The sequence below is a fragment of the Burkholderia multivorans ATCC BAA-247 genome (assembly GCF_000959525.1).
Lineage (GTDB): Bacteria > Pseudomonadota > Gammaproteobacteria > Burkholderiales > Burkholderiaceae > Burkholderia > Burkholderia multivorans.
The window spans coordinates 1437816-1464308 of sequence record NZ_CP009832.1 but is presented as its reverse complement, the minus strand read 5'-3'; the positions used below and the strand labels follow the sequence as shown (position 1 = coordinate 1464308).

The following is a 26493-nucleotide window of genomic DNA, read 5'->3' as shown; positions in this document are numbered from 1 at the left end:
TAGGACGAAGTTTATACCGGCGAGGCAGGTGCCGGTGCGTTGCCCGGCTTCACCTCGGCAGCGGCGCCGCCGCCGGGCGAATCGCCGCCGACGGCCGGCGTGCTCTTCGGCGAGCGCGGCGGACGCCCTTCCATGATGTCGTTGATCTGATCGGCGTCGATCGTTTCCCACTCCATCAGCGCGGCCGTCATCGCTTCGACCTTGTCGCGGTTCTCTTCGAGCAGACGACGCGCGAGGTTGTACTGCTCGTCGAGCACGCGGCGGATTTCCGCGTCGACCTTCTGCTGCGTCGCTTCCGAGATCGTGCGCGTGAAGCCGCGGCCGAACGGACCGCCGTCGTTCTCGTCGTCGACGTAGACCATCGGCCCGAGCGCGTCGGTCATCCCGAAGCGGGCGACCATCGCACGTGCCGTCTGCGTCGCTTTGTTGAAGTCGTCCGACGCACCGGTGCTGATCAGGTTCAGGAACAGCTCCTCGGCCACGCGGCCGCCGAACAGGATCGCGAGACGGTCGAGCAGATAGTCCTTCGAATAGGTCTCGTTGTCGTGTTCCGGTAGCTGCCACGTCACACCGAGCGCACGCCCGCGCGGAATGATCGTGACCTTGTGGACCGGGTCGGCCTTCGGCAGCAGCTTCGCGATCACTGCGTGACCCGACTCGTGATAGGCGGTCGCGCGCTTCGCTTCCTCGCGGATCACGGCCGACTTGCGCTCCGGACCCATGAAGATCTTGTCCTTCGCGTCCTCGAAGTCCTGCATCTCGACGATGCGCTTGCCGCGACGCGCGGCGAACAGCGCCGCCTCGTTCACGAGGTTCGCGAGATCGGCACCCGAGAAGCCCGGCGTGCCGCGCGCGATGACGGCTGCATCGACGTCGTTCGCGATCGGCACCTTGCGCAGGTGCACGCGCATGATCTGCTCGCGGCCGCGGATGTCCGGCAGACCGACATAGACCTGCCGGTCGAAACGACCCGGACGCAGCAGCGCCTTGTCGAGCACGTCCGAACGGTTCGTCGCGGCGATCACGATCACGCCCGAATTCGCTTCGAAGCCGTCCATCTCGACGAGCATCTGGTTCAGCGTCTGCTCGCGTTCGTCGTTGCCGCCGCCCATGCCGGCGCCGCGATGACGGCCGACCGCGTCGATTTCGTCGATGAACACGATACACGGCGCATGCTTCTTCGCCTGCTCGAACATGTCGCGCACGCGGGCCGCGCCGACGCCGACGAACATTTCGACGAAGTCCGAACCCGAGATGCTGAAGAACGGCACCTTCGCTTCACCCGCGATCGCGCGGGCAAGCAGCGTCTTGCCGGTACCCGGCGGGCCGACGAGCAGCACGCCGCGCGGGATGCGGCCGCCGAGCTTCTGGAATTTCTGCGGATCGCGCAGGAAGTCGACGAGCTCGGACACTTCCTCCTTCGCTTCGTCGCAGCCCGCGACGTCGGAGAAGTTGACCGCGTTGTTGTTCTCGTCGATCAGCCGCGCACGCGACTTGCCGAACGAAAATGCGCCGCCTTTGCCGCCGCCCTGCATCTGCCTCATCATGTAGAACCAGAACACGATGATCAGGATCGTCGGCCCGAGATAGTACAGCGCGGACATCAGCGCGTTCGGCTCGTCGTCGGCCTTGCCGCTGACCTGCACGCCGTACTTCATCAGATCGCCGACCATCCAGATGTCGCCCGGCGACACGATCTGGTATTTCTGGCCATCGGCCGGAGTGACGGTGAGGTTGCGCCCCTGCACGACGACATTCTTGACCTTGCCGTTCTTGGCGTCGTCCATGAACTGCGAATAGGACACACCTTCCTGGACGCGGGGCTTGTCGAACTGCTTGAACACCGTAAACAGCACCAGTGCGATCACCAGCCACACTGCTGCCTTCGAAAACATATTGTTGTTCAAAGCACCACTCCTTCACTCGTAGACGAGCGCCTACATTTTCCTTGCGGCGCTCCTCGGTCATTCTAATCCAGTCCGACCACCCCTGCCATAAGCATTGACAACCGCCGCGATAGCGATTCGCTTGTCCGGCAAGGGCCGCGGCCCGTTTGCGGCATCCTGCCCGCGTTACCGCGGATGCTTCAGATGCCGGCCCAAAATGAACGTTTCGGACGATTTGTCGCGGGACGCCTTGGGCTTGCGTGGTGCGACCACCTTAAACTGCTGTTTGAACTTTTCGACGATCTGGCTGTAGCCGCTGCCGTGGAAACACTTGACGAGCAACGCGCCGTCCGGCTTCAGGTGATTCTGCGCAAATTCGAGCGCCAGATCGCACACGTGCTCGATGCGCGCCGCATCCGCCGACGCCACTCCCGACAGGTTGGGGGCCATGTCGGAAATAACAAGGTCGACCGTGCGGCCTTCGAGCACCGCCTCGAGCCGATGCAGCACCTCGTCCTCGCGAAAGTCGCCCTGGATGAAGTGCACGTCGGCGATCGGCTCCATCGGCAGCATGTCGAGCGCAACGATCGTGCCGTCGATGCCGCCCTCGCGCACGGTGTCGCGCTTCTTGCCCTGCGCGAGCTTGTTGCGCGCATACTGGCTCCAGCTGCCGGGCGCCGCGCCGAGATCGACGATCACCTGGCCGGGCCGGATCAGCTTGTCCTGCTCGTCGATTTCCTTGAGTTTGTATGCCGCGCGCGCGCGATAGCCCTCCCGCTGCGCCATTTTGACGTACGGGTCGTTGATGTGGTCGTGCAGCCAGTGCTGGTTGAAGCGGTTTTTTGCCATTCGAAAGAGAGATTGCTGCCGTATGCTTCGTGAAGCCGCGCTTTTGGCGGATAATACGCGTCTTCTTCGCGCGGCTACGGCCCCTTTTGAGGCCCATGCCGCGATTTTACGTGGTTTCGGCGCGCCGCTGACGCAGTCGCTGCGCAGCGATCGCTTTTCGTGCAGCGCGCCCCTAATTTGATTTCGATAATTCCATGCCCGCCCTTTCGCTTTCCCCCGCCGAGCGCTCCGCGCTGCGCTCCCAGGCCCATGCGCTCAAGCCCGTCGTGCTGATCGGCGCCGAAGGGCTGACCGACGCCGTGCTGAAGGAAATCAAGGTGCACCTCGACGCGCACCAGCTGATCAAGATCCGCGTGTTCGGCGACGAGCGCGACGAGCGCGTCGCGATCTACGACGAAATCTGCGACCGGCTCAACGCCGCGCCGATCCAGCACATCGGCAAGCTGCTCGTGATCTGGAAACCGGAAGCGCCCGCCGCCGCACCGTCGCGCGGCCGTCGTGCCGCCGGCGCGCTGCCGAGCGCCGGCGAAGCGGCCGACACGAAAAAGGGACGCGCGCCGCGCGTCGTCAAGGTCGTCAAGGTGTCGCCGAACGCGAGCCCGGTGCGCCGCCCGAAGCCCACGAAGGTCGTCGTGCGCGGCAACGAGCGCGTGACGGCCGGCGGCACCGTGAAGCGCGCGAAAAAGCGTCAGACGAGCACGAAGCGGCCGTTCCAGAACAAGTAAAGCGCGTCGCGCGGGCCGCGGCACGTTCGCGGGCCGCGCCGCTTCGCCCGCGCCCGCTCAGGCGTCGCGCGCCGGCAGACGCCAGATCAGCATCAGCCCCAGCACGCTCTCGACGAGATAGAACAGGCTCGAGATGCCGTGCAGCATCCCGAAGCGGCTCGCGTACGGCGAGTTCGCGATATCGGTGCCCGCCTCCATTGCGGCCACGCGCAGTGCGTTCATGAACGGCTGCAGCGCGAAATAGCCGATCAGCACGCACGCGACCATCGCGGCGACGACCCAGCGTACGCGCCGGTATTCGCCGCTGCCGCGCCGCACCTGCTGATTCGACAGCGCGAGCAGCAGCACGCCGCACACGACGCCGAGGATCGCCTCGATCCGGAACAGCTGCGCCGCGACCGAGCCGGCCGTCATCCGCTCGAGCGTGCGGAACAGCACGGGCGCGACCGCATAGCCGATCGTCAGCAGGCTGCCGACCCACACGGCCGACAGCAGACGGAACACGCGGTGCGGCATCACGTCGCCCCGCGTCAGATGTAGCTGACCGAGATGATTTCGTATTCGCGCACACCGCTCGGCGCCTGCACGGCCGCGACGTCGCCTTCCGACTTGCCGATCAGCGCGCGCGCGATCGGCGAGCTGACCGAGATCAGGCCGTGGTCGATGTCGGCTTCGTCGTCGCCGACGATCTGGTACTTCACGGTGTCGCCGGACTCGAGATCCTCGAGCTCGACCGTCGCGGCAAACACCACGCGGCCGTCGGCCTCGAGAACGGTCGGATCGATGATTTGCGCGGCGGACAGCTTCGATTCGAGCTCCGCGATACGACCCTCGATGAAGCCCTGCTTCTCCTTGGCGGCGTCGTATTCGGCGTTTTCGGACAGATCGCCCTGTGCGCGGGCCTCCGCGATCGCATTGATCACGGCCGGCCGCTCGACGGACTTGAGGCGCTGCAATTCATCGCGCAGTTGCTCTGCGCCACGCTTTGTCAACGGAATGGTGCTCATAAACGGCTCAATCGCTAAAAAACGGCTATAAAAAAAATCACCGCGATTAAGCGCATTCCCGGCGAACCGGAAACGCCGCTTAACCGCGGCACGTGATGCTTCGACAGGTAACTGACCGCTTAGTTTAGGCGACCATGAAGACCTTGTAAATCATAGACTTCCAGATCCTTCAGGTAGCGCAGCCCCTCGACCGCCGCGCGTGCGCCCGACATCGTCGTGTAGTACGTGACCTTGTGCGCCTGCGCGCTCATCCGGATCGAACGCGAGTCGGCGATCGCCTGGCGCGTCTCGTCGACGGTCGTGAACACGAGCGCGATCTCGCCGTTCTTGATCATGTCGACGATGTGCGGACGGCCGTCCTTCACCTTGTTGACGACCTTCACCGGCACGCCGGCCGCTTCGATCGCGGCAGCCGTGCCCTTCGTCGCGACGATCGGATAGCCGAGGTCGTGCAGCATGCGCGCGACTTCGACGGCCTTCGGCTTGTCGGCGTCCATCACCGTCAGCAGCACCGTGCCGGACTCCGGCAGGCGCGAGCCGGCCGCGAGCTGCGACTTGAACAGCGCCTCGCCGAACGTGCGGCCGACACCCATCACTTCGCCGGTCGAGCGCATTTCGGGCCCGAGCACCGGATCGACGGTCGGGAACTTCACGAACGGGAACACCGCTTCCTTCACGCTGAAATACGGCGGCTCGATCTCCTTCGTCACGCCTTGCTGCGCCAGCTTCTGGCCGACCATGGCGCGCGCCGCGATCTTCGCGAGCGGCAGGCTCGTCGCCTTCGACACGTACGGCACCGTGCGCGAGGCGCGCGGGTTCACTTCGAGCACGTAGATGACGTCCTGCTTCGAGCCGTCCGCCTGCGGCACCTGCTGAATCGCGAACTGCACGTTCATCAGGCCGACGACGTTCAGCGCCTTCGCCATCGCGGCGGTCTGGCGCTTCAGCTCGGCCACCGTCTCCTTCGACAGCGAGTACGGCGGCAGCGAGCATGCCGAGTCGCCCGAGTGGACGCCCGCCTGCTCGATGTGCTCCATCACGCCGCCGATGAACACGGCTTCGCCGTCGCAGATGCAGTCGACGTCGCATTCGATCGCATCGTTCAGGAAGCGGTCGAGCAGCACCGGCGAGTCGTTCGACACCTTCACGGCCTCGCGCATGTAGCGCTCGAGATCGCGCGGCTCGTGGACGATTTCCATCGCGCGGCCGCCGAGCACGTACGACGGACGCACGACGAGCGGGTAGCCGATTTCGGCGGCCAGCTCGAGCGCTTCCTCTTCGTTGCGCGCGGTGCGGTTCGGCGGCTGGCGCAGGCCGAGGTCCTGCAGCAGCTTCTGGAAGCGCTCGCGGTCTTCGGCTGCGTCGATCATGTCCGGCGACGTGCCGATGATCGGCACGCCGTGCGCCTCGAGGTCGAGCGCGAGCTTCAGCGGCGTCTGGCCGCCGTACTGGACGATCACGCCGACCGGCTTTTCCTTGTCGACGATCTCGAGCACGTCTTCGAGCGTCAGCGGCTCGAAGTACAGGCGGTCGGACGTGTCATAGTCGGTCGACACCGTTTCCGGGTTGCAGTTGACCATGATCGTCTCGTAGCCGTCTTCGCGCATCGCGAGCGCGGCGTGCACGCAGCAGTAGTCGAACTCGATGCCCTGGCCGATCCGGTTCGGACCGCCGCCGAGGACCATGATCTTCTTGTTCGACGTCGGCTGCGCCTCGCACTCTTCCTCGTAGGTCGAGTACATGTACGCGGTTTTCGTCGCGAACTCGGCCGCGCAGGTATCGACGCGCTTGTACACGGGGCGCACGTTCAGTTCGACGCGACGGCGGCGCACGTCGTCCGGCTTCGCGCCGAGCAGCTTCGCGAGGCGGCGGTCGGAAAAACCGCTCTGCTTCAGGAAGCGCAGTTCGTCGGCCGTCAGCGACGCGAGCGTGCGGCCCGCGAGCGCCTTCTCCTTCAGGATGATCTGCTCGATCTGCGCGAGGAACCACGGGTCGATCGCCGTTTCCGCGTAGATTTCCTCGGCCGTCATGCCGATCCGGAACGCGTCGCCGACGTACCAGATACGATCCGGGCCCGGCTCGTGGATCTCGATCGCGATTTCGTCGCGATCGGTCGACTTCTCGTCGAGACCGTCGACGCCGACCTCGAGGCCGCGCAGCGCCTTCTGGAACGATTCCTGGAACGTGCGGCCGATCGCCATCACTTCGCCGACCGACTTCATCTGCGTGGTCAGGCGCGAATCGGCTTCGCGGAATTTCTCGAACGCGAAACGCGGGATCTTCGTGACGACGTAGTCGATCGTCGGTTCGAAGGACGCGGGCGTCTGGCCGCCGGTGATTTCGTTCTTCAGCTCGTCGAGCGTGTAGCCGACGGCGAGCTTCGCCGCGACCTTCGCGATCGGGAAGCCGGTCGCCTTCGAGGCGAGCGCCGACGAACGCGACACGCGCGGGTTCATTTCGATGACGACCATCCGGCCGTCCTTCGGGTTGATCGCGAACTGCACGTTCGAGCCGCCCGTATCGACGCCGATCTCGCGCAGCACCGCGAGCGACGCGTTGCGCAGGATCTGGTATTCCTTGTCGGTCAGCGTCTGCGCCGGCGCGACGGTGATCGAGTCGCCGGTGTGCACGCCCATCGGGTCGAGGTTCTCGATCGAGCAGACGATGATGCAGTTGTCGGCGCGATCGCGCACGACTTCCATCTCGTATTCCTTCCAGCCGAGCAGCGATTCTTCGATCAGCAGCTCGCGCGTCGGCGAGAGATCGAGGCCGCGCTTGCAGATTTCCTCGAATTCCTCGCGGTTGTACGCGATGCCGCCGCCCGAGCCGCCGAGCGTGAACGACGGGCGGATCACGACCGGATAGCCGCTGCCGCCGGTGGCCGCCATGATCTCCGCGTGCACCTTGCTCGCCTCTTCCATCGAGTGCGCAATGCCCGACTTCGCGGAGCCGAGGCCGATCTTCGTCATCGCGTCCTTGAACTTCTGGCGGTCCTCGGCCTTGTCGATCGCCTCGGGCGACGCGCCGATCAACTCGACGCCGAACTTTTCGAGCACGCCGTGGTGATGCAGGTCGAGCGCGCAGTTCAGCGCGGTCTGGCCGCCCATCGTCGGCAGGATCGCGTCCGGGCGCTCCTTCTCGATGATGCGCGCGACGACTTCCCAGGTAATCGGCTCGATGTAGGTGACGTCGGCCGTGTTCGGGTCGGTCATGATCGTCGCCGGGTTGCTGTTGACGAGAATGACCTTGTAGCCCTCCTCACGCAGCGCCTTGCATGCCTGTGCGCCCGAGTAGTCGAACTCGCACGCCTGGCCGATGATGATCGGGCCGGCGCCGATGATGAGGATGCTTTTGATGTCTGTGCGTTTTGGCATGGCTTGTGAATTCAATAAGTAATCGTTGTCGTGGTCGGCCGGCTGCGCTCAGCTCATGGTGGCGAGCGCGAGTTTCACCGAGAAGCCGATGAACAGGCCGCCCACGCTGCTCGCCGCGCCGGCCGCGAGCCTGCGGCGGCGGCGGAAATGCTCGGCGAGCCGTGCGCCCGCGAAGATCAGCGTGCTCAGGTACAGGAAGCTCGCGCATTGCGCGATCGCGCCGAGCACCGCGAACGACAGCGCGGGATGCGGGAATGCCGGATCGACGAACTGGATGAAGAACGAAATGAAGAACAGGATCGCCTTCGGATTCAGGAGGCTCACGATCAGCGCCTTGCGGAACGGCCGGTCGCCGTCGACCGCGCGCGGCGCTTCGTCCGGCGCATCGGTGCTCGCGCGCAGCTTGCGCCACGCGCCGCGCAGCATGCCGGTGCCGATGTAGAGCAGATACGCGGCACCGCCGTACTTGACGACCGAGAACAGCAGCGGGTTCGCCTTCAGCAGCGACGCGACGCCGGCGGCCGACAGCACCATCAGCACCGTATCGCCGACGAACACGCCGCAGGCCGCGCGATAGCCGGCCTTCACGCCGCGCTGCGCCGCGAGCGACAGCACGTACATCGAATTCGGCCCCGGCAGCAGGATGATGAAGATCACGCCGAACACATAGGTCCAGAGATCCGTGATGCCGAGTGCGTGACCGAACATGATGCGAGCCTCCGTGCGCGCGCCGTTCAGGCGCTGCGCTGCTTCGCCGCGTCCATCAGGGCGGTGAAGCGGTCGAACAGGTAGCCGATGTCGTGCGGGCCCGGCGACGCTTCCGGGTGACCCTGGAAGCAGAACGCCGGCTTGTCGGTGAGCTCGAAGCCCTGCAGCGTGCCGTCGAACAGCGACACGTGCGTCGCGCGCGCGTTGGCCGGCAGCGAGTCGGCGTCGACCGCGAAGCCGTGGTTCTGCGACGTGATCACGACGCGGCCGTCGGCCAGATCCTTCACCGGGTGGTTCGCGCCGTGATGGCCCGTCTTCATCTTCAGCGTCTTCGCGCCGACCGCGAGGCCCATGATCTGGTGGCCGAGGCAGATGCCGAACGTCGGCACGCCGCGCTCGATGAATTCCTTGGTCGCCGCGATCGCGTAGTCGCACGGCTCCGGATCGCCGGGGCCGTTCGACAGGAAGATGCCGTCCGGATTCAGCGCCAGTGCGTCGGCCGCGCTCGCCTGCGCGGGCAGCACGGTCACCTGGCAGCCGCGCTCCGCGAGCATGCGCAGGATGTTGTACTTGACGCCGAAGTCGTACGCGACGACGCGGTACTTCGGCGCTTCCTGCATCCCGTAGCCGCTGCCGAGACGCCATTCCGTCTGCTTCCATTCGAACGGGTTCGTCGTCGACACGACCTTCGCGAGATCCATGCCGGCGAGGCCCGGGAACGAGCGCGCGAGTTCGATCGCCTTCGCTGCGTCGTCCGAGCCCGCGAGGATGCAGCCGTTCTGCGCGCCCTTGTCGCGCAGGATGCGGGTCAGCTTGCGGGTATCGATGCCGGCGATCGCGACGACGCCTTCGTCGCGCAGGTAGTCGCCGAGCGTGCGCTCCATCCGGAAGTTCGAGGCGAGCGTGGGCAGATCGCGGATGATCAGGCCCGCGGCATGGACTTTCGTGGCTTCGACGTCTTCGGCGTTCACGCCGACGTTGCCGATATGCGGATAGGTGAGCGTCACGATCTGGCGCGCGTAGCTCGGATCCGTCAGGATTTCCTGATAGCCGGTGATCGCGGTGTTGAACACGACTTCACCGATCGTATGGCCTTCGGCCCCGATCGAATAACCACGAAAGACCGTGCCGTCGGCAAGTGCAAGCAAGGCGGGAGAAAAAGACGGCAACACGGGAGGCTCCTTGGGGAACACCCTGCTGCCGACCTGTCTACCCTGCCGCGCGAGCGCCGCGCGGCGTGCGCGCGGGGTCGCTAGCTGGACGCAGCCTGAGTCGTCGACACGCGAACCCGGCGCGGCGCGCACGAGGCTTCGCGGCAACGCCCGACAGGCGGCGTGCGGCGGATGAACGGGATGAGTGAGGTAGGCGCTAGGGTGCGAGGTTGATCAGCACAAACTTTCAAATTATAGCCTGAAAATGGCCCTATCTTCAATCGATACGGCCGTCCGATCGTGCCGCAATGCGGCCCGGCCGCCGCGCGCGCGGCTACCGCCCCGATTTCGCCGCGCGTATCCGTCAGCGTACCGCCGGATCGGCGCGCTGACCAGCATGGCGTGCCGGCCACAGCGACCACGCGGCGCTCGCGACCTGCAGCGCAAGCAGCACGCCCCACGCGGCGACGTGTGCGGCGACCGGATAGCGGCCGTCGACCGGCGCCCAGTGCGACAGCACCGCGCCGACACCGATCTGGAACGCGAAGATCAGCAGAAAGATCACGAGCGTGAGCGTCGTGTTCGCGCGCCCGATCAGCTGCGCGGGGAAATGGCCGGCCAGCACCGCATAGGTCAGGATGCCGACGCCGCCGAACATCCCGTAGGCGGCCCAGAGCACGGCCGGCGGCAGCGGCACGCGCGCGACGATCGCGGCCTGCGTCGCGACGAACAGCAGCATGCCGATGCTGCAGAACGCATGGACCGACACGCCGCGCCGCTCGAGCATGCGCGCGGCCGCGCCGAAGCCGACGCAGCCGCCCATCATCGCGAACCCGAGCACCGACACGAGCCGCGCCGCGTGCGGCGCATCGAAACCCGCGACGTCGCGCAGATACGGCCCGACCCACAGCGACTGCATCGCGTAGAACACGCCCTGCGTGACCATCGAAAACGACGAAATCTTCCAGAATGCGCGACTGCCGAGGATGTGCCAGGTGCCCTTGAACTGGGTGACAAGGCCGCCCTGGTGACGCGGCCGCTCGGCCTCGGGCGCGCCGAAGCCGATCGCGGCCGCGACGACGACGGTCAGCACCGCGAGCGCAGCGCAGATCGTGCGCCAGTTCGTCCAGCCGAGCAGCCAGGTCAGCGGCGAGCCGACGGCGACGCCGCCGAGCCCGCCGACCGCCATCACGAGCCCATTGACGAACGGCAGCCGGCCGACCGGGAAATGCTGCGCGAGCGCCTTGAACGCAGCGCCGAGGCAGACCGAGACGCCGACGCCGATCAGCAGCCGGCCGATCATCATCGTACCGAGCCCGTGCGCGGCGCCGAACACGGCCGCACCGGCCGCCGCGAACAGCAGCATGCCGGCTGTCACGCGGCGCGGGCCGAAATGATCGAGCATCACGCCGGCCGGAATCTGCGCGCCCGCGAAGCCGAGGAAATAGAGACTGGTGAGCAGGCCGAGATCGGCCGCCGACAGGCCGAGTTCGCGCGTGACGAACGGCGCGAACCCGAGATTGACGCCGCGAAACACATACGAGACGAAATACCCGAGCGCAAACAGCGCGAGCACCCTGACCTGCACCGACGACATCGCTCCTCCCGATCGAAGCACCATCCAGCCGCGGCACGATGCCGCACGCAAACGAAAACGCCGTCACCTCGGTGACGGCGTTTCGTCGGATGATAGCGCAGTCGCGCGCCGCAAGCCGGCTCGCGCGCGAATGCGTCGCTTACTTTTTCTTCGTCTTGTGCGCGGTCGTTTTCGCCGGCGCGGCCTTCGCGCGTTCGGCCTTGGCGGGCGCCGCCTTCGTCGCACGCGCCGCCGACTTCGCGACATGCTTGCCGCGCGCGGACTTGCTGCCCGTCGACAGGCTCGCGCGCTCGATGCGGCCGCCGCCGACCGACGTCGCGATCCGCTCGGGGCCCGGCTCGGCCGGCACCGCGCGGCCGACCGGCACGTGCAGCACGAGCGCCTGGCCCGGCAGCACGAGGTCGCGACGCGTCCGGTTCCATGCCTTCAGTTGCGAAACCGACACGCCGTAGCGGCCCGCGATCGTCGCCATCGACTGCTTGCGGCGCACGCGGATCAGCATCTTGCGCGTATCGGGCACGTCGGGCTCCATCGCGAGCACGCCGTTTTCCGCGACGTCCGCGCTGATGTCCTCGTCATCGTCGTCGCCGCGCGGCACGACGATCGTCGAGCCCGGCTTCAGCCGCATGCCGGCCGGAATCTTGTTGACGGCCATCAGCGTATCGGCGTCGACGCCGATCTTTTCCGCGATTGCAGCCGGACGCGCGCGTTCGCTGACCGTGTAGGTCGTCCATGACGACAGCTGGCCCGAATACGACTTCAGGTTCTTCTCGAACGCGGCCGCGTTGTCGAACGGCAGCAGGATCTGCGGCTCGGTCGCGCCGAGAATCACGGGCTTCGAGAACGACGGGTTCAGCGACTTGAATTCGTCGAGCGACAGGTTCGCGAGCTTCGCGGCCACGGCCACGTCGATGTCGTGCGACGTCGTGACCGTCACGAAATACGGGTGGTTCGGAATGTCCGGCAGCGCGAGCCCGTACTGCTGCGGATTCGCGATGATGTTCTTCACCGCCTGCAGCTTCGGCACGTAGTTGCGCGTCTCGTTCGGCATCCTGAGGCTCTGGTAGTCGGTCGGCAGACCGGCCGCCTGGTTGCGCGCGATCGCGCGCTGCACGTTGCCCTCGCCCCAGTTGTACGCGGCGAGCGCGAGATACCAGTCGCCGAACATGTCATGCAGGCGCGACAGATAGTCGAGCGCGGCACTCGTCGACGCGAGCACGTCGCGCCGCTCGTCCTGCCACATATTGCGCTTCAGGTTGTAGGTGCGGCCCGTGCCCGGCATGAACTGCCACATGCCGGCCGCCTTCGCGACCGACAGCGCCTGCGGGTTGTACGCGGATTCGATGAACGGCAGCAGCGCGAGCTCGGTCGGCATGTGACGCGCCTCGAGTTCCTCGACGATGTGATAGAGGTACTTCTGCGACCGCTCGGTCATGCGCTGCACGTAGTCGGGACGCTGCGTGTACCAGGTCGTCTGCATGTCGACGAGGTCGCTCTGCAGGTCGGGCATCTGGAAGCCGCGGCGGATGCGCGCCCACAGGTCGCTGTCTGCGCTGGTGAGATCGCCGACCGATTGCTTGTCGACGTCGACGGTTTCTTTGGCGGTGGCTGACTTGCGGAGGTAGTTGGACGTCGCCTGTGCATCGGCGGCGTTGTTGGCGACAGGGCCCTGGCTCGCACAAGCGGCGAGCAGCAGGACCATCAGCGCGCTCAATATGAATCGCATGAAAATCTCGGCTTCCGACGGCTGGAAATTGCTGGCGATACTACGGAAGTGCGTGCTTCACGTCAATAAAAACACCGAAAAGTCATTGAAATCCAAAGTTTGGAGCAATTTTTACAGACTCCGCTTGAGCTTTGGGAGTCCTCGCGAATCGCTCATCTGAACCGGTTTTTCCATTCGCGCATCAGCGTGAAGGCGGTCAAACGATCCGGCACCGATTCGTGCAATTCGGCTTCGAGCGTCGCGTGGATCGCGGCGGCGTCGGCACGCAGGAACGGGTTCACGGCGCGCTCGTGCGCGATCGTCGTCGGCAGCGTCGGTACGCCGCGCGCGCGCAGCGCCTGCGCTTCGTCGCGCCAGGCGGCGAGCGCCGCGTTGCCGGGTTCGCACGCGAGCGCGAAGCGGATGTTCGACAGCGTGTATTCGTGTGCGCAATGCACGCGCGTGTCGCCCGGCAGCGCCGCGAGCGCGTCGAGCGACGCGAGCATCTGCGCGGGCGTGCCTTCGAACAGGCGGCCGCAGCCGCACGAGAACAGCGTGTCGCCGCAGAACACGTGCGGCACCGGCGTGTGCGGACCGGCGGGCTGGAAGTAAGCGATATGGCCGCGCGTGTGACCGGGTACGGCCAGCACGTCGAACGTCGCGGCCGGCGCGTCGAGCGTCACGCGCGCGCCGCCCGCGAGCGGATGCGCGACTACGCCGATCGCCTCGTCGGCCGGGCCGTACACGGGCAATGGCACATCGGCCGGCTGGCTATCCTGCAGTGCCGCGACGCCGCCGACATGGTCGGCGTGATGGTGCGTGAGTAGAATAGCGGTCAACCGCCAGCCTCGTTCGGCAAGAACCCGGCGCACCGGCTCGGCTTCACCCGGATCGACGGCGATCGCATCGCGACCGTCCGACACGAGCCAGATGTAGTTGTCTTCGAATGCCGGCACCGGCACGTATTCCAGCTCGTTCATGGGCGCGCAACCATCGTTATGTCTGACCGAGAAATTATAGACTGGCCCGCCTGGACCGACTCGCCGCCCGGCCGCTACGTGCTGGGCTGGGAGCAGGCGCAGCTCGACCGCATCGTGTCCGACGTGTTCGGGTTTCACGCGCTGCAGCTCGGCCTGCCGCAGCTCGACGCGCTGCGCGAGAACCGGATGCCGTATCGCGGCCTCGTGCTCGATCCGGCGAGCGGCGCGAGTGCGCCCTACCGCTTTCCGCACGCGCACGATGCACATGCGCCGCACCACGCGCCCGCGGATCGCAGCACGACGTGGTGCGATCTCGTCGACCTGCCGTTCGAATCGCAAAGTGTGGACCTGATCGTGATGCCGCATACGCTCGAGTTCACGTCCGACCCGCACCGTCTGCTGCGCGAAGCCGAACGCGTGCTGATGCCGGAAGGCCAGCTCGTGATCACCGGCTTCAATTCGCTGAGCCTGTGGGGAATGCGCCAATCGTTCGGACGGATGGCCAACCGGCCGTTCGTGCCGGCCGCGCACGACCAGATCGCATTCATCCGGCTCAAGGACTGGATCAAGCTGCTCGGCTTCGATCTCGAGCGTGGCCGCTTCGGCTGCTACCGGCCGCCGCTCGCCACCGACAAATGGCTCGCCCGCTACGGCTTCATGGAAGCCGCAGGCGACCGCTGGTGGCCGATCTTCGGCGCCGTCTACATGGTAACGGCCGTCAAGCGCGTGCGCGGCATGCGGCTCGTCGGCCCGATCAAGGTGAAAAAGCCGGTCCTCGCGCCGGGCCTGACGCCGGCGGCCTCCCCGACCACCCATCAAGAACATTCATGACCACCGACACCATCGACATCTACACCGACGGCGCCTGCAAGGGCAACCCCGGCCCCGGCGGCTGGGGCGCATTGCTGCGCTACGGCGAACGCGAGAAGGAACTGTTCGGCGGCGAGCCGAACACGACGAACAACCGGATGGAGCTGATGGGCGTGATCGCCGCGCTCGAAGCGCTGAAGCGCCCGTGCCACGTGATCGTGCACACCGACTCGCAATACGTGCAGAAAGGCATCAGCGAGTGGATCCACGGCTGGAAGAAAAAGGGCTGGGTCACGGCCGCGAAGACGCCGGTGAAGAATGCCGACCTGTGGAAGCGGCTCGACGCGCTCGTCGCATTGCACGAGGTCGAGTGGCGCTGGGTCAAGGGCCATGCCGGCCATCCCGAAAACGAACGCGCCGACGCGCTCGCGAATCGCGGCGTCGCCTCGCTCGCGGCCTGAGCGACGGCCGCTTTCTTGCCTTTCCCGATTTATCCGACATGCGCCAGATCATTCTCGATACCGAAACCACCGGCCTGAACGCCCGCACGGGCGACCGCATCATCGAAATCGGCTGCGTCGAGCTGCTGAACCGGCGGCTCACCGGCAACAACCTGCACTTCTACGTGAATCCGGAGCGCGACAGCGATCCGGGCGCACTGGCCGTGCACGGCCTCACGACCGAGTTCCTCAGCGACAAGCCGAAGTTCGCGGAAATCGCGCATCAGATTCTCGACTTCGTGAAAGGCGCGGAGCTGATCATCCACAATGCGCCGTTCGACCTCGGCTTTCTCGACGCCGAATTCGCGCTGCTCGGGCTGCCGCCGTTCAGCGAGCACTGCGCGGGCGTGATCGACACGCTGGTGCAGGCCAAGCAGATGTTCCCCGGCAAGCGCAACTCGCTCGACGCGCTGTGCGACCGCTTCGGCATCAGCAACGCGCACCGCACGCTGCACGGCGCGCTGCTCGACTCGGAACTGCTCGCCGAGGTCTATCTCGCGATGACGCGCGGCCAGGACAGCCTCGTCATCGACATGCTCGACGACGACGCCGGCGGTGCCGGCGCCGCCAACGGCCAGCGCGTGTCGCTTGCGGCACTGGACCTGCCGGTGCTCGCCGCCACGGCCGAAGAGCTCGCCGAGCATCAGGCGCAACTCGACGATCTCGACAAGTCGGTCAAGGGCGCATGCGTGTGGCGCCAGGCGGACGAAGCCGACACGGCCGAAGCCGCATGACAAGGCGGCGGCCGCCGGGCGCGCGCCGCCCGCTCATCCGCGCGGCTGCAGCGCGATCACGGCCATGCCGGCCAGCGCGAGCGCCGCGCCGGCCGCGTCCCAGCGCGTGAGCGCCACACCATCGACGGCACGCAGCCAGATCAGCGCGACCGCGATGTACATCCCGCCGTACGCCGCGTAGGTGCGACCCGCGGCGCTCGGATGCAGCGTCAGCAGCCACGCGAACAGCGCCAGCGACACCGCGGCGGGCGCGAGCAGCCACACGGGCCGCCCCGTCTTCAGCACGAGCCACGGCAAATAGCAGCCGACGATTTCGGCGACCGCCGTCACGGCGAACAACGCCGCGATTTTCATCAGTTCCGTCATCCGGTTCCTCGCGAATTCGGCCCGCGTCGCAGGCCCCACGCGGCACGCCGCGCGCCGCCGATCATACCGGAGCCGATCGCGCGGAGCGCCCCGCCAGGCCTGCGTTTCACGGCAATTTGCACGATCGTCTGTCATCGTGCTATCATGTCGCCTGTTTCAACATTCAATCTCTGTCTATTCGATTTCGACGAAAGCTTGTCCGCGTCACGCGGGCCGGCGCTTCGCTCGGAATTGCATCCACAGGAAAGCCCGCCCGACAGGCCCGCTTTTCTCGTTTCGTCGCCCTTTCGGGGCGTCCGCCGGCACGCTGGACACCGTCCGCACCGGCATCTGCCGCTCGCATCACGCGGCCCATTCTTCATGAGCGCACTGTCGCGACGGCCCAACGGGCCCGCGTCGAAGCAAGCCCTTGCGCACTAAGCGCTTAATGGCCTGCCCCGACGCGCAGCACACGACATCGCGCTCGCCGGCAAACCGTGTCGGACGGCCCGCCGTTCCGGCGCAGTCAAAGGAGTGCATGACCTTGACCGCAACACACGTCAGCCCGACCGCTGTTTCTTCCACCTCGTCGTCCACGGAGGCCCCGCTCGCCGCGGACGACATTACCGTCGTCGATCAAAGCCTGCTCAAGCGCGCCGTCAGCGCCATGGCGCTCGGCAACGCGATGGAATGGTTCGACTTTGGCGTCTACAGCTACATCGCCGTCACGCTCGGCAAAGTGTTCTTCCCGTCCAGCAGCCCGTCCGCGCAGCTGCTGGCCACCTTCGGCACGTTCGCGGCCGCGTTCCTCGTGCGCCCGCTCGGCGGCATGGTGTTCGGCCCGCTCGGCGATCGCATCGGCCGCCAGCGCGTGCTCGCGATGACGATGATCATGATGGCCGTCGGCACCTTCGCGATCGGCCTGATCCCGAGCTACGCGTCGATCGGCATCATGGCACCGGTGCTGCTGCTCGTCGCGCGGCTCGTGCAGGGCTTCTCGACCGGCGGCGAATACGGCGGCGCGGCGACCTTCATCGCCGAATTCTCGACCGACAAGCGCCGCGGCTTCATGGGCAGCTTCCTCGAATTCGGTACGCTGATCGGCTATGTGATGGGTGCGGGCGTCGTCGCGCTGCTCACGGCGTCGCTGTCGCAGGAAGCGCTGCTGTCGTGGGGCTGGCGCGTGCCGTTCCTGATCGCGGGCCCGCTCGGCCTGATCGGTCTCTACATCCGCATGAAGCTCGAGGAAACGCCTGCGTTCAAGCGCCAGGCCGAGGAGCGCGAAGCGCAGGACAAGGCCGTGCCGAAGGCGCGTTTCCGCGAAACGCTGCTGCGCAACTGGCGCGCGCTGCTGCTCTGCGTCGGTCTCGTGCTGATCTTCAACGTGACCGACTACATGGTGCTGTCGTATCTGCCGAGCTTCATGTCGTCGACGCTGCACTTCGACGAATCGCACAGCCTCGTGCTCGTGCTGATCGTGATGGTGCTGATGATGCCGATGACGCTCGCCGCCGGCCGTCTGTCCGACCACGTCGGCCGCAAGCCGGTGATGCTCGCCGGCTGCGTCGGGCTGCTCGTGCTCGCGATTCCGTCGATGCTGCTGATCCATGCGGGTACGACCGCCTCGGTGTTCGGCGGCCTGCTGATCCTCGGCGTGCTGCTGTCGTGCTTCACGGGCGTAATGCCGTCGGCGCTGCCCGCGCTGTTCCCGACCGAGATCCGCTACGGCGCGCTCGCGATCGGCTTCAACGTGTCGGTGTCGCTGTTCGGCGGCACGACGCCGCTGATGACCGCATGGCTCGTCGACGTCACGCACAACCTGATGATGCCCGCCTACTACATGATGGGCGCCGCCGTGATCGGCATCGTATCGGTCGTCGCGCTCGCCGAGACCGCGCGCAAGCCGCTGAAGGGCTCGCCGCCCGCCGTCGCGACGCATCGCGAGGCGCACCAGCTCGTGCGCCGGCTGCGGGACGAGGACGAGAACGACGACGCCGACGTGTATCGCGTCGCGTCCACGGCACGCGCATAAGCGACGCGTCACGCGCTCGCGAAGCGCTGCAACCGCTGCAACGAAAAGCCCCGGTCGAAACCGGGGCTTGATCGGACGGCCGGCATGCCCGGCCCTGAAACGCCCGACCGGCCTCGCGCCGTTCGGGCGTTTCGTTTATGGGTACCGCTGCGCGGCGCTCATGCGTGCGCGTCGCAGTGGCGGCAGAAGATCAGCGCACGCGAGCGCGACACGGCGGCCTGCGCACCGCGCGCGGCGACGATCAGGCCGACCTGGCCGAGATTGAAATCGCGCTCGACCATCAGCTGCGTCAGCGCGGCAAGCGGCAACACGACGGACGGGTGGTACAGGCTCGATTCGATCAGGGCTTTCATCATCGGCTCCATCAGGCAACGCGTGATTCGATGGAGTGGATTCTAGGGACGAGCGACCTCCGGATAAACGGCGCGAATGCGAAGTCACTTGTCAGCCGTCGCGAACAATCGGCCATCGCAGGAAGGCGAAGGCCTGCGAACGCGGTCGGGACGAGCGTCGTGCGTGCGTCGATCCATCGTATCGGGTGAAAGGCGGCCGCTGCGGCTCGGCCAGTCGATCGAGATCGTCGGCCGATCGGCGTCGAATCGAGGCGCGTCGTCGCACCGTCGTCGGCAACGGGCGTCGGCGCGCTTTGGCACCCGGACCGATCGCGCGACGCCGGTCGAAGTCGTGGCTTGCCGGCACTGCCTTGTGCTCGAACGGGAGATCGGCCGGTTTTGCCGAGATCGAGACACAACGGTCCAACGCAGAATCGAGCGCGCCGATCGACTTCAGTGCAACGCTCCGGCAGGAACGGGACCGACGACTGCGGCAGCGCCGCGCCGTTTCGCTCGACGCAGCACGTGCGGCGCGCGATGCGACGCCTGCAGGCACACGGAATGCGCCGCATCCGGCCGCGAATTCGCCCACCGCTGTGCGCGCGCAGTGACCATAATGCAGTGTCAGCCCATTCCGCCGGAAGGTTCGCCATGTGGTACGCACTCGTCGAGCAGCAGCGGGAATGGATGCGCGCGTGGCGCGATGCGACACGCGACGCGTTCGATGCATGGCCGTCGGCGACGCTGCCGCACGCAGCGGCGTCGTGCTACGACGATCTGTTCGAGCCGCTCGTCGGCGCGCCTGCCGGCCCGCCCGGCTTCGACATCGGGCCGTTGACGATCGATGGCCGCGACGTGGCGGTCGACGAACGCGTCATCGCGCATACGGCGTTCTGCGATCTGCGCCGCTTCGCGCGCGCGGACGCTTCGCGCACGGTGCTGCTGTGCGTGCCGCTCGCCGGTCATTCGGCGGTGATGATGCGCGAGACGGTCGAGACGCTGCTCGCGGACGGCGACGTCTGCGTGACTGACTGGCTCAATGCGCGCGACGTGCCGCTCGAGTGCGGCCGCTTCGGGCTCGACGAATATGTCGCGATGCTCGACGGCTTCATCGACGCGCTCGCACTCAGCGGCCGTCCGCTGCACGTCGTCGCGGTGTGCCAGGCGACCGTGCCGGCGCTCGGCGCGCTCGCACTGCGCGCGATGCGCGGGCTCGCGCCGCCGGCCAGCCTCACGCTGATCGGCGGGCCGCTCGATGCGCGGCTCAACCCGAGCACGCTCGGCACCGCCGCGGCCGCCCATTCGCTCGAGTGGTGCCGTCGCAATCTGATCGACATCGTGCCGCCCGGCTTCGCGGGCCACGGCCGCCCCGTATTCCCGACCTATCTGCAGCAAGGCGAGATCGCGCTCGTCTATCCGCAGCGCTTCCTGTCGCTGATCGAGGACTATGCGCGTGCCGCGTCGCGCTTCGATCCGGCAGCGCTCGCGTCCGCGCGGCGCGCACTGCGCGAGTACACGGCACTGCTCGACATGCCGGCCGAATATGTCCTCGACACGATCGACGTCGTGTTCCAGCGGATGTGCATCGCGAACGGCACGTGGGAGGTCGGCGGCCGGTGCGTCGAGCCGGCCGCGCTGCGCGACGTCGCGCTGCTGACCGTCGAAGGCGCGCGCGATGCCGTGACGGGCGCTGGCCAGACGCATGCGGCGCTCGCGATGTGCAGCGGCCTCGACGCGCGCGACCGCCATCGCGCGGACATCGACGACTGCGATCACTACGGCCTCTTTTCGGGCGCACACTGGCGCGACGACGTTCATCCGGCCCTGCAGCGGCTGTTCGCGCTCGCCGAAGCGGCACGGCGGCGGCCGCATCGCGCGCGAGCGATCAGACGGACGTGACGCCGTCGTCCGATCCGCGCGCCGCGTCGAGCAGCGCGCGCACTTCGTCGTCGTCGGTCTGCTCGAAGCGCGCGTAGAACTGGCTGATCCCGAAGAACGACAGCGGCCGCGCGACCGCGACGAATGCATCGGCGACGTCGTCGAAGGTCGGGCCGATGCCGGCCGGCGCGACCGGCACGGCGGCGACGATGCGCGCCGGATGCCGCGTGCGCAGCGCCTGCAGCGCGACGCGCATCGACGCGCCGGTCGCGATTCCGTCGTCGACGACGATCGCGACGCGCCCTTCGACCGGCAGCGGCGCCCGCGCGCCGCGATACAGCGCTTCGCGGCGGTTCAGCTCGGCGGTTTCGCGCACGAGCACGTCGGCAATTTGCGCGTCGGTCACGCCCAGCGACCGGATCACCGAATACTGCAGATGAATCGCGCCGCCCGTCGCGATCGCGCCCATCGCGAGCTCGGGCTCGTACGGCACGCCGAGCTTGCGCACGACCAGCACGTCGAGCGGCGCGTGCAGCGCCCGTGCGACCGGGTAGGCGACCGGCACGCCGCCGCGCGGCAGCGCGAGCACGACGACGTCGTCGCGCGCCGCATACGCGTGCAGCGCGGCAGCCAGCTGGCTACCCGCGTCCGCCCGATCGGCGAAACATTCGAACATGATCGGCTCCCTGCGCGCCGCCGGAACGATCGCACGATGCGCGCGCCCTGCTCATGCAGCTTCGTGCATCGACGCGGCCGATGCAAGCGGGGTCATACCGGCGGGTGCCGCGCGTTTCGACGGCAACGATACGTACGCGCGCTACGCGCACTACACGCACGAGCGCGGTCGGGAAACGTCAGAGTCCGGCCGCCTGCCGATAGAGCCGCCAGAACGACTGCGTATACGACTGCGCGAGTTCGGGTGCGCGCTCGAACACGTTGACCGTTTCGGCTTGTGCAGCCGCGCCGTCGGACGAGGCCGGCAGCGCGACGCTGTCGTCGACGATCACGAAACGCGGCATCGGCTCGGTGCGCCGCGAATCGATCGCGACATCGATGCCGGCCGACTTCAGATAGCCGGCGCCGCTGTACTTGCCTGCCCGCGCGGAACGCACGAGCACGACGCGCACGTCGACGCCGCGCACGCGCGCCGCGCGCAATGCGCTCGCCACCGCGGGCGGCACATATGCGTAGCCCGCGAGCAGCACGCGCCGCTGCGCGTGCGCGATCAGCGCGACGGTCGCGTCGGCGGCCGCATTGTCGTATGAAAAATAGGCGCCGACCGAGGCGGCGTCGGACGGAATCTGCGCGGCGTGGGCAGTCGCCGCGCAGCCGAGCGCGGCGACGAGAAAGGCGGCTGGTCTCATGGCGCGCGCCATTGTAGCGATGCCGAATCGCGTGGCAAGCGCGCGTCGCGACGCTGCTGCGCCGACGCAACACTCGGCCGCGAGCGAGCGGCGATGCGTGCGCTGCGACGCGCCCGATCAGTGCGCTGCGACGCGCGCGAGCCACTGCGCGACGCCGTCGATCGAGCGGAAATCGGCGATGCTGCGCGCCGGCAGCGCCGGGTAGGCGCCGCTCGCCATGTCGGCGAGCGCGCGGCCCGGCCCGAGTTCGAGAAACGCGGTCGCGCCCGCTTCGACGCATGCAGCAAGACAGGCCGCCCACTCGACCGGCTCGGCGATCTGCCGGGCGAGCTTGTCGAGGCCCGCGTCGACGTCGAGCACCGATGCGCCGTCGATCCCCGAAAACAATCGCGTGCCGGCAAGCGGCCGCTGCACGCGCACGGCCGCGAGCGACGCGCGGAATGCGGGCACGGCGGCCGCCAGGCGCCGCGTGTGCGAAGCGATCCGCACGCAGACCGGCGCGACGCGCTGGGCGCCGTCGCGCGCCGCGTCCGCGGCGACCGCATCGACATCCGCCTGGCGGCCCGCGATCACGAACGCATCGCCCGGGTTCGCGATGGCGATCGCCGCCTCGCGCCCGTCGCACAGTGCGGCGAGCTGCGCACGCGACAAGCCGCGCACGAACGCCATGCGCTCGTCGCCGCCGCTCGCGGCGTCCATTGCACGTGCGCGCGCGTCCGCGAGATCGAGCGCGTCGTGCGGATCGAGGCTGCCGGCGACGCTCCACGATGCCACTTCGCCAACGCTGTAGCCGGCGACGCAGCGCCGACGCGGCCACAGCGCGTCGAGCAGCGCGGCCGCCGCGAGCGCCTGCACCGTACAGAGAATCTGCGCGGCGCGGTTCTCGCGCAACGCATCCGGCGCGACGTCGCGCACCCACACGCGCGGATCGTCGCCGAGCAGCCGGCCCGCGTGGGCGAACAGCGCGTCGGCCTGCGGCGCGGCGCCCGTCAGCGCAAACATGTCGGCGCGCTGCGCGCCCTGCCCCGAGCAAAGGATCGCGAGCGTCATCGCGCGCCCTCGCCGGCGTCGAATGCATCGACGAAGAGACTCATCGCGAGCAGGTCGGCCGCGCCGCCGGGGCTCAGCCGTCGCGCGACGAACGCGCGATGCGCGGCCACCGCGTGCCGGCGCCAGTCACGCGCGCGCACACCACCGCGTGCGACGAACGCGCGCGCGGTCGCGCGGGCGAAATCGAGGCCGGCCTGGCCGCCGCGATGCAGCAGATTCGTGTCGTCGAGCGCGGCGATCAGTGCGAAGCACGCATCGACGCGCGCGGCCTCGGCATCGTCCGGCACGTCGCGTGCCGCGCGCCGTAGCGCAGGCAAGCCGATGCCGTACACGGTCGCAAAGCCGTCCGCGGCTTCGCGGCGCGCGCCGCCGACGCCGTAGCGGCGGCTCGCGCGTTCGCCGTGGCTGTCCGGCAGCCGCGGGCCGCCGAGTATGTCGGCGCCCCAGCGGCGCGCGACCCACGCGCCGAGCGTAGGCGCACCGGCCGCCCCGCCGTGCGCGCGGGCGCCGGCCGCCGCGCACAGCAGCCCGAGCCCGAAGATCGCGCCGCGATGCGTGTTGACGCCGCCCGTCGCGGCGAGCATCGCGTGCTCCGCGCGCAGGCCGATCTTGCGCAGCGCGGCCATCTCGGCATCGCGCGCGCCCGCGTCGGCCAGTTCCGCGAAGAACGGCCGTAGCACGGCCGCGCTGCGCGCGAACGTCGCGGCGTCCATATCCGAATGGCTGCCCGTATCGACGTGGCTGACGAGCCCCGGCTTCGGATAGGTTGCGATTTCGAGCACGAGGCTGCGCTCGGCGAGCGCCGCGATACGGTCGGCGTCCGACCAGGATGCGGCCGGCGCGCGGCAAACGGCTGCGGCGCTCACGGCGCGTCTCCGGCAAACGCGGCCGCGGGCATCAGCTCGACGGCGATCGCCGTCTTCACCGCGACTTCGGGCAAGCGCGCCTGCAGTTCGCGCCAGTTGACGCCCGCGCCGTCGTCGCGCAGCAGTTCGCCGTCGATGCGCATCGGCGCGTGCGCGGCGATCGCCGCGAGCCCGTCGAGCAGCGGCGCGATGCACGACGCGGCCGGCAGCGGAAACAGCACGTCGAGATCCGACGATGCGCTCAGATACGAGTCGCCGGTCAGCGCCTGCCACGCGAGGCTGCCGAACACGCGGCCCTGCACACCGCAACGCGCGCCGAGCGCGTCGAGTGCGCGCAGCGTCAGCTGCCACGCGTGCGGCGCGGCCGCCAGCACGTCGGCGAACGCCGGCGGCGGGCCGGCCGTCGCGACTGCATTGTGCGCGACATTCAGCGCGATGCGGCGCTTGCCGGCAGCCGGCGGCAGCGGTATGCCGAGCGGCACGCGGCCGGCGGCCGCCTCGTCCGGCGACGCGCGGCGCACCACGAGCGGCCGCGCGCCGTCGGCCCACGCGCGCACGACGGGATCGGCGGCAAGCGCCGGATCGCGCGCCAAGGCCGTGCGCCAGCCGTCGGCCGTCAGCGTGACGAGCGTGTGGCGGCGCAGCGGTGCGTCAGCGTGCGGCACGCGCGAGCGCCTCGACGCGCGCGGCGACGTCGGCCGCGACCGGACGCCCGCGCGCCGCCCGGCGATCGACGCGGTCGGCCGGCTTGCCGAGCCATTCGGCCAGCTGCGCGTCCAGCGCGCGCGCCGGATCGAGCACCGCGTCGACGGCACCCATCTTCACGAGATTGTCGAGCCCCGGTGCGAACACGGCCGTCGACCGCGCCATCTCCTTCAGCACGTCGATCGGCAGCTTCGTCACGCGCGACATCGACGGCAGATCCATCACCTCCGGCTCGGCACCGGGTAGCGCAAGCAGCGTGCGCGTCGCGAGCGCGGTCGCGATGAAGGCGCCGGCGGCCGTATGGCCGTACAGCAGCCCGATCGTCCGATGTCCGGCCTGGTCCGCGACCATCAGACACTTCGCAAGATGCGCGAGCGCTTCGTTCAGGCCCAGCAATTCGTCGCGCTTGCTCATCCGCTGGCTGTCGCTGTCGACGAGCACGAGGATCGGCGTCGCGTCGCCGCGCTCGACCGTGTCGAGCACGCGCGCGGACAGCGCGAGCGCCTCGTCGATTCCGAACGGCAGGCGCTCGGCGACACCGATCACGTCGACGCGCGCGCCGCCGAGCAACGCGTGGCCGGTCAGCAGCCCACGCTCGCGCGCGATGGCATGGCCGTGCGGAAACAGCGAATTCAAAACCTCATCGAGCGTCATGCTGCGGCTCCTGCAGTTGGTCGGCGAGCGTCGCGAACGCATCGTCCGGCATGCCGGGGATCGCCTCTGGCACGCGCGCGCCGAGCGCACGCCAGACGTCGAGCGCATCCTCGCAGGCGCCGAAGCGCGCGACGCGCGCGTCGAGGCGCGTCTGCTCGGCGCGCAGCGTCGCGACATCGAGTTTCGGCGCGCGCTCGAGCAGCGCGAGCGCCGCCGCGCGAAACGCGGCCGGCGTGTCGGCGACGTAGCGCTCCGCCCCGCCGATCAGCCGCCGGTGCTTGCCGCCCATCGTGCGCCAGATCAGCGCGCGGTCCTTCGCGTCGAATTCCTCGACGCCGCGGTTGGTCTCGATTACTTCGGGGCCCGATACGCTGATGCGCCCCTGCTCCGACACCGCGAGCGCCGAGCAGCACGCGGCGAGCAGCCCGCCGCCGCCGTAGCAGCCGGCGCGCCCGCCAATCAGCCCGATCACCGGCACGCCGGCCGCGCGCGCGTCGACGAGCGCGCGCATGATCTCGGCAATCGCGAGCTCGCCCGCGTTCGCTTCCTGCAACCGCACGCCGCCCGTATCGAACAGGATCAGCACCGGCGTGCCGCCGCCGCGCGCGGCGCGCAGCAGGCCCGTGAGCTTGGCACCGTGCACTTCGCCGAACGCGCCGCCCATGAAGCGGCCCTCCTGCGCGGCGACGAACACCGGCTTGCCGTCGAGCCGGCCGCAGCCGACGATCATCCCGTCGTCGAACTGCTGCGGCAGGTCGAACAGCGGCAGATGCGGGCTCGTCACGCGCTCGGCCGGCCCGAGGAATTCGGTGAAGCTGCCGTCGTCGAGCAAGGCATCGACGCGCTGCCGCGCCGACGCCTCGTACCAGCTCGCCGCGTTCGCGACGAATGCGGGCGCGTCGTGGATCGCTTCGGTCATCACACCTCCCCTTCGATTGCGCGCACGGCCTGCGCGAGCCGCAGCGACACCATGTCGGGCCGCGCGCCGCCGTCGTTGATCGACAGCTTCAGGCCGCCCGGCGCGCGCCGTTCGACGAAATCCGACACGACGGCCTGCCACACCGCGCCGAAGCCGACCGCCGCGGTGCGGATGTCGATCTCGCACTCGTTGCCCGGCAGCACGCGCTCGACGAGCACCTCGAGATTGCCGGACGCGACGACGCCGACGAGCGCCATCGGCCGCTCGCCCTTCGCGCGCGCGCGTGCGGTGAACCGATAGTTCAACTGTTCCATGCGCTGTT

The 26493-nt window shown here is 68.3% G+C and carries 26 protein-coding genes; 6 read left to right on the top strand and 20 right to left on the bottom strand.

The window, feature by feature from the left end; genetic code table 11:
• Positions 1-11: 11 nt before the first annotated feature.
• Positions 12-1907 (bottom strand): ATP-dependent zinc metalloprotease FtsH, encoded by a 1896-nt coding sequence (gene ftsH, locus NP80_RS19270; RefSeq protein WP_006401045.1) that lies wholly within the window; start codon positions 1905-1907, stop codon positions 12-14.
• A gap of 165 nt (positions 1908-2072) precedes the next feature.
• Positions 2073-2735: an RlmE family RNA methyltransferase gene (locus tag NP80_RS19265; RefSeq protein ID WP_006401046.1), complete on the bottom strand. Its 663-nt coding sequence runs from the start codon at positions 2733-2735 to the stop codon at positions 2073-2075.
• 194 nt (positions 2736-2929) lie between these two features.
• Here NP80_RS19265 and NP80_RS19260 point away from each other — a divergent pair, with 194 nt between their 5' ends.
• A complete protein-coding gene (locus NP80_RS19260) occupies positions 2930-3460 on the top strand; it encodes a YhbY family RNA-binding protein (RefSeq protein ID WP_006401047.1) in 531 nt (176 codons plus the stop codon).
• Between the two features lie 57 nt (positions 3461-3517).
• On the opposite strand, the gene NP80_RS19255 is transcribed toward NP80_RS19260, so the two are convergent.
• The 8 genes from NP80_RS19255 to gloB form a co-directional block, all read right to left on the bottom strand.
• Positions 3518-3976, bottom strand: coding sequence for a DUF4149 domain-containing protein (locus NP80_RS19255; protein WP_006401048.1), 459 nt, complete (start codon positions 3974-3976; stop codon positions 3518-3520).
• 14 nt (positions 3977-3990) lie between these two features.
• Complete coding sequence (gene greA / locus NP80_RS19250; RefSeq protein WP_006401049.1) at positions 3991-4467, bottom strand: transcription elongation factor GreA; 477 nt, start codon at positions 4465-4467, stop codon at positions 3991-3993.
• A 119-nt stretch (positions 4468-4586) separates the two neighbouring features.
• Entirely contained in the window at positions 4587-7841 is a 3255-nt protein-coding gene (gene carB / locus NP80_RS19245; RefSeq protein WP_006405092.1) for a carbamoyl-phosphate synthase large subunit, read from the bottom strand.
• 48 nt (positions 7842-7889) lie between these two features.
• Positions 7890-8549: a leucine efflux protein LeuE gene (gene leuE / locus NP80_RS19240; RefSeq protein WP_006405093.1), complete on the bottom strand. Its 660-nt coding sequence runs from the start codon at positions 8547-8549 to the stop codon at positions 7890-7892.
• Positions 8550-8575: 26 nt separating this feature from the next.
• On the bottom strand, positions 8576-9721 hold the full coding sequence (gene carA / locus NP80_RS19235; protein ID WP_006401052.1) for a glutamine-hydrolyzing carbamoyl-phosphate synthase small subunit: 1146 nt from the start codon (positions 9719-9721) through the stop codon (positions 8576-8578).
• A gap of 343 nt (positions 9722-10064) precedes the next feature.
• Positions 10065-11297, bottom strand: a complete 1233-nt coding sequence (locus NP80_RS19230) for an MFS transporter (protein ID WP_006405094.1) — start codon at positions 11295-11297, stop codon at positions 10065-10067.
• Positions 11298-11436: 139 nt separating this feature from the next.
• The gene (locus NP80_RS19225) at positions 11437-13023 is read right to left on the bottom strand and encodes a transglycosylase SLT domain-containing protein (protein WP_006405095.1); all 1587 of its coding nucleotides are present in this window, start codon (positions 13021-13023) and stop codon (positions 11437-11439) included.
• Positions 13024-13175: 152 nt separating this feature from the next.
• A complete protein-coding gene (gloB, locus tag NP80_RS19220; RefSeq protein WP_006401056.1) occupies positions 13176-13982 on the bottom strand; it encodes a hydroxyacylglutathione hydrolase in 807 nt (268 codons plus the stop codon).
• An 18-nt stretch (positions 13983-14000) separates the two neighbouring features.
• On the opposite strand from gloB, the gene NP80_RS19215 reads away from it, so the two are divergent.
• Genes NP80_RS19215 through dnaQ form a run of 3 tightly spaced genes read left to right on the top strand, consistent with a single transcriptional unit; the run spans position 14001 to position 16026 of the window.
• The gene (locus NP80_RS19215; RefSeq protein ID WP_006405096.1) at positions 14001-14813 is read left to right on the top strand and encodes a class I SAM-dependent methyltransferase; all 813 of its coding nucleotides are present in this window, start codon (positions 14001-14003) and stop codon (positions 14811-14813) included.
• Entirely contained in the window at positions 14810-15253 is a 444-nt protein-coding gene (rnhA, locus tag NP80_RS19210) for a ribonuclease HI (RefSeq protein ID WP_006401058.1), read from the top strand. The genes NP80_RS19215 and rnhA overlap by 4 nt, the downstream gene beginning before the upstream one ends.
• A gap of 38 nt (positions 15254-15291) precedes the next feature.
• Positions 15292-16026: a DNA polymerase III subunit epsilon gene (gene dnaQ / locus NP80_RS19205; RefSeq protein WP_006401060.1), complete on the top strand. Its 735-nt coding sequence runs from the start codon at positions 15292-15294 to the stop codon at positions 16024-16026.
• Positions 16027-16059: 33 nt separating this feature from the next.
• Here the strand turns inward: dnaQ and NP80_RS19200 are convergent, their stop codons facing one another.
• Complete coding sequence (locus tag NP80_RS19200) at positions 16060-16392, bottom strand: YnfA family protein (protein WP_006401062.1); 333 nt, start codon at positions 16390-16392, stop codon at positions 16060-16062.
• A gap of 517 nt (positions 16393-16909) precedes the next feature.
• On the opposite strand from NP80_RS19200, the gene proP reads away from it, so the two are divergent.
• Positions 16910-18403, top strand: coding sequence for a glycine betaine/L-proline transporter ProP (gene proP / locus NP80_RS19195; protein ID WP_006401064.1), 1494 nt, complete (start codon positions 16910-16912; stop codon positions 18401-18403).
• A gap of 158 nt (positions 18404-18561) precedes the next feature.
• On the opposite strand, the gene NP80_RS19190 is transcribed toward proP, so the two are convergent.
• The gene (locus NP80_RS19190) at positions 18562-18759 is read right to left on the bottom strand and encodes a hypothetical protein (protein WP_006401066.1); all 198 of its coding nucleotides are present in this window, start codon (positions 18757-18759) and stop codon (positions 18562-18564) included.
• Between the two features lie 627 nt (positions 18760-19386).
• On the opposite strand from NP80_RS19190, the gene phaZ reads away from it, so the two are divergent.
• Positions 19387-20634, top strand: coding sequence for a polyhydroxyalkanoate depolymerase (gene phaZ / locus NP80_RS19185; RefSeq protein WP_006405099.1), 1248 nt, complete (start codon positions 19387-19389; stop codon positions 20632-20634).
• On the opposite strand, the gene NP80_RS19180 is transcribed toward phaZ, so the two are convergent.
• The 8 genes from NP80_RS19180 to mdcC all read right to left on the bottom strand — a co-directional run bounded on the left by NP80_RS19180 (position 20621) and on the right by mdcC (position 26485).
• On the bottom strand, positions 20621-21289 hold the full coding sequence (locus NP80_RS19180) for a phosphoribosyltransferase (protein ID WP_006401069.1): 669 nt from the start codon (positions 21287-21289) through the stop codon (positions 20621-20623). The genes phaZ and NP80_RS19180 overlap by 14 nt on opposite strands.
• Before the next feature lie 178 nt (positions 21290-21467).
• Positions 21468-21989, bottom strand: a complete 522-nt coding sequence (locus NP80_RS19175) for a phospholipase D-like domain-containing protein (protein ID WP_006408699.1) — start codon at positions 21987-21989, stop codon at positions 21468-21470.
• A 105-nt stretch (positions 21990-22094) separates the two neighbouring features.
• The gene (mdcH, locus tag NP80_RS19170; protein WP_006405101.1) at positions 22095-23027 is read right to left on the bottom strand and encodes a malonate decarboxylase subunit epsilon; all 933 of its coding nucleotides are present in this window, start codon (positions 23025-23027) and stop codon (positions 22095-22097) included.
• Positions 23024-23893 (bottom strand): triphosphoribosyl-dephospho-CoA synthase MdcB, encoded by an 870-nt coding sequence (gene mdcB, locus NP80_RS19165; RefSeq protein ID WP_045594059.1) that lies wholly within the window; start codon positions 23891-23893, stop codon positions 23024-23026. The genes mdcH and mdcB overlap by 4 nt, the downstream gene beginning before the upstream one ends.
• On the bottom strand, positions 23890-24558 hold the full coding sequence (gene mdcG / locus NP80_RS19160; RefSeq protein ID WP_045594056.1) for a malonate decarboxylase holo-[acyl-carrier-protein] synthase: 669 nt from the start codon (positions 24556-24558) through the stop codon (positions 23890-23892). Before mdcG ends, mdcB begins: the two co-directional genes overlap by 4 nt.
• Entirely contained in the window at positions 24545-25252 is a 708-nt protein-coding gene (gene mdcE, locus NP80_RS19155) for a biotin-independent malonate decarboxylase subunit gamma (protein WP_006408683.1), read from the bottom strand. The genes mdcG and mdcE overlap by 14 nt, the downstream gene beginning before the upstream one ends.
• Entirely contained in the window at positions 25239-26174 is a 936-nt protein-coding gene (locus NP80_RS19150) for a biotin-independent malonate decarboxylase subunit beta (RefSeq protein ID WP_006411545.1), read from the bottom strand. Before NP80_RS19150 ends, mdcE begins: the two co-directional genes overlap by 14 nt.
• Entirely contained in the window at positions 26171-26485 is a 315-nt protein-coding gene (mdcC, locus tag NP80_RS19145; RefSeq protein ID WP_006401076.1) for a malonate decarboxylase acyl carrier protein, read from the bottom strand. Before mdcC ends, NP80_RS19150 begins: the two co-directional genes overlap by 4 nt.
• Between the last annotated feature and the right edge of the window lie 8 nt (positions 26486-26493).

What these genes read in the sequence shown, in the direction of transcription:
- NP80_RS19265 (WP_006401046.1), bottom strand. Translation starts at nt 2,735, where the DNA reads ATGGCAAAAAACCGCTTCAACCAGCACTGGCTGCACGACCACATCAAC.
- NP80_RS19260 (WP_006401047.1), top strand. Translation starts at nt 2,930, where the DNA reads ATGCCCGCCCTTTCGCTTTCCCCCGCCGAGCGCTCCGCGCTGCGCTCC.
- NP80_RS19255 (WP_006401048.1), bottom strand. Translation starts at nt 3,976, where the DNA reads ATGCCGCACCGCGTGTTCCGTCTGCTGTCGGCCGTGTGGGTCGGCAGC.
- greA (WP_006401049.1), bottom strand. Translation starts at nt 4,467, where the DNA reads ATGAGCACCATTCCGTTGACAAAGCGTGGCGCAGAGCAACTGCGCGAT.
- carB (WP_006405092.1), bottom strand. Translation starts at nt 7,841, where the DNA reads ATGCCAAAACGCACAGACATCAAAAGCATCCTCATCATCGGCGCCGGC.
- leuE (WP_006405093.1), bottom strand. Translation starts at nt 8,549, where the DNA reads ATGTTCGGTCACGCACTCGGCATCACGGATCTCTGGACCTATGTGTTC.
- NP80_RS19230 (WP_006405094.1), bottom strand. Translation starts at nt 11,297, where the DNA reads ATGTCGTCGGTGCAGGTCAGGGTGCTCGCGCTGTTTGCGCTCGGGTAT.
- NP80_RS19225 (WP_006405095.1), bottom strand. Translation starts at nt 13,023, where the DNA reads ATGCGATTCATATTGAGCGCGCTGATGGTCCTGCTGCTCGCCGCTTGT.
- gloB (WP_006401056.1), bottom strand. Translation starts at nt 13,982, where the DNA reads ATGAACGAGCTGGAATACGTGCCGGTGCCGGCATTCGAAGACAACTAC.
- NP80_RS19215 (WP_006405096.1), top strand. Translation starts at nt 14,001, where the DNA reads ATGTCTGACCGAGAAATTATAGACTGGCCCGCCTGGACCGACTCGCCG.
- rnhA (WP_006401058.1), top strand. Translation starts at nt 14,810, where the DNA reads ATGACCACCGACACCATCGACATCTACACCGACGGCGCCTGCAAGGGC.
- dnaQ (WP_006401060.1), top strand. Translation starts at nt 15,292, where the DNA reads ATGCGCCAGATCATTCTCGATACCGAAACCACCGGCCTGAACGCCCGC.
- NP80_RS19200 (WP_006401062.1), bottom strand. Translation starts at nt 16,392, where the DNA reads ATGACGGAACTGATGAAAATCGCGGCGTTGTTCGCCGTGACGGCGGTC.
- proP (WP_006401064.1), top strand. Translation starts at nt 16,910, where the DNA reads ATGACCTTGACCGCAACACACGTCAGCCCGACCGCTGTTTCTTCCACC.
- NP80_RS19190 (WP_006401066.1), bottom strand. Translation starts at nt 18,759, where the DNA reads ATGATGAAAGCCCTGATCGAATCGAGCCTGTACCACCCGTCCGTCGTG.
- phaZ (WP_006405099.1), top strand. Translation starts at nt 19,387, where the DNA reads ATGTGGTACGCACTCGTCGAGCAGCAGCGGGAATGGATGCGCGCGTGG.
- NP80_RS19180 (WP_006401069.1), bottom strand. Translation starts at nt 21,289, where the DNA reads ATGTTCGAATGTTTCGCCGATCGGGCGGACGCGGGTAGCCAGCTGGCT.
- NP80_RS19175 (WP_006408699.1), bottom strand. Translation starts at nt 21,989, where the DNA reads ATGGCGCGCGCCATGAGACCAGCCGCCTTTCTCGTCGCCGCGCTCGGC.
- mdcH (WP_006405101.1), bottom strand. Translation starts at nt 23,027, where the DNA reads ATGACGCTCGCGATCCTTTGCTCGGGGCAGGGCGCGCAGCGCGCCGAC.
- mdcE (WP_006408683.1), bottom strand. Translation starts at nt 25,252, where the DNA reads ATGACGCTCGATGAGGTTTTGAATTCGCTGTTTCCGCACGGCCATGCC.
- mdcC (WP_006401076.1), bottom strand. Translation starts at nt 26,485, where the DNA reads ATGGAACAGTTGAACTATCGGTTCACCGCACGCGCGCGCGCGAAGGGC.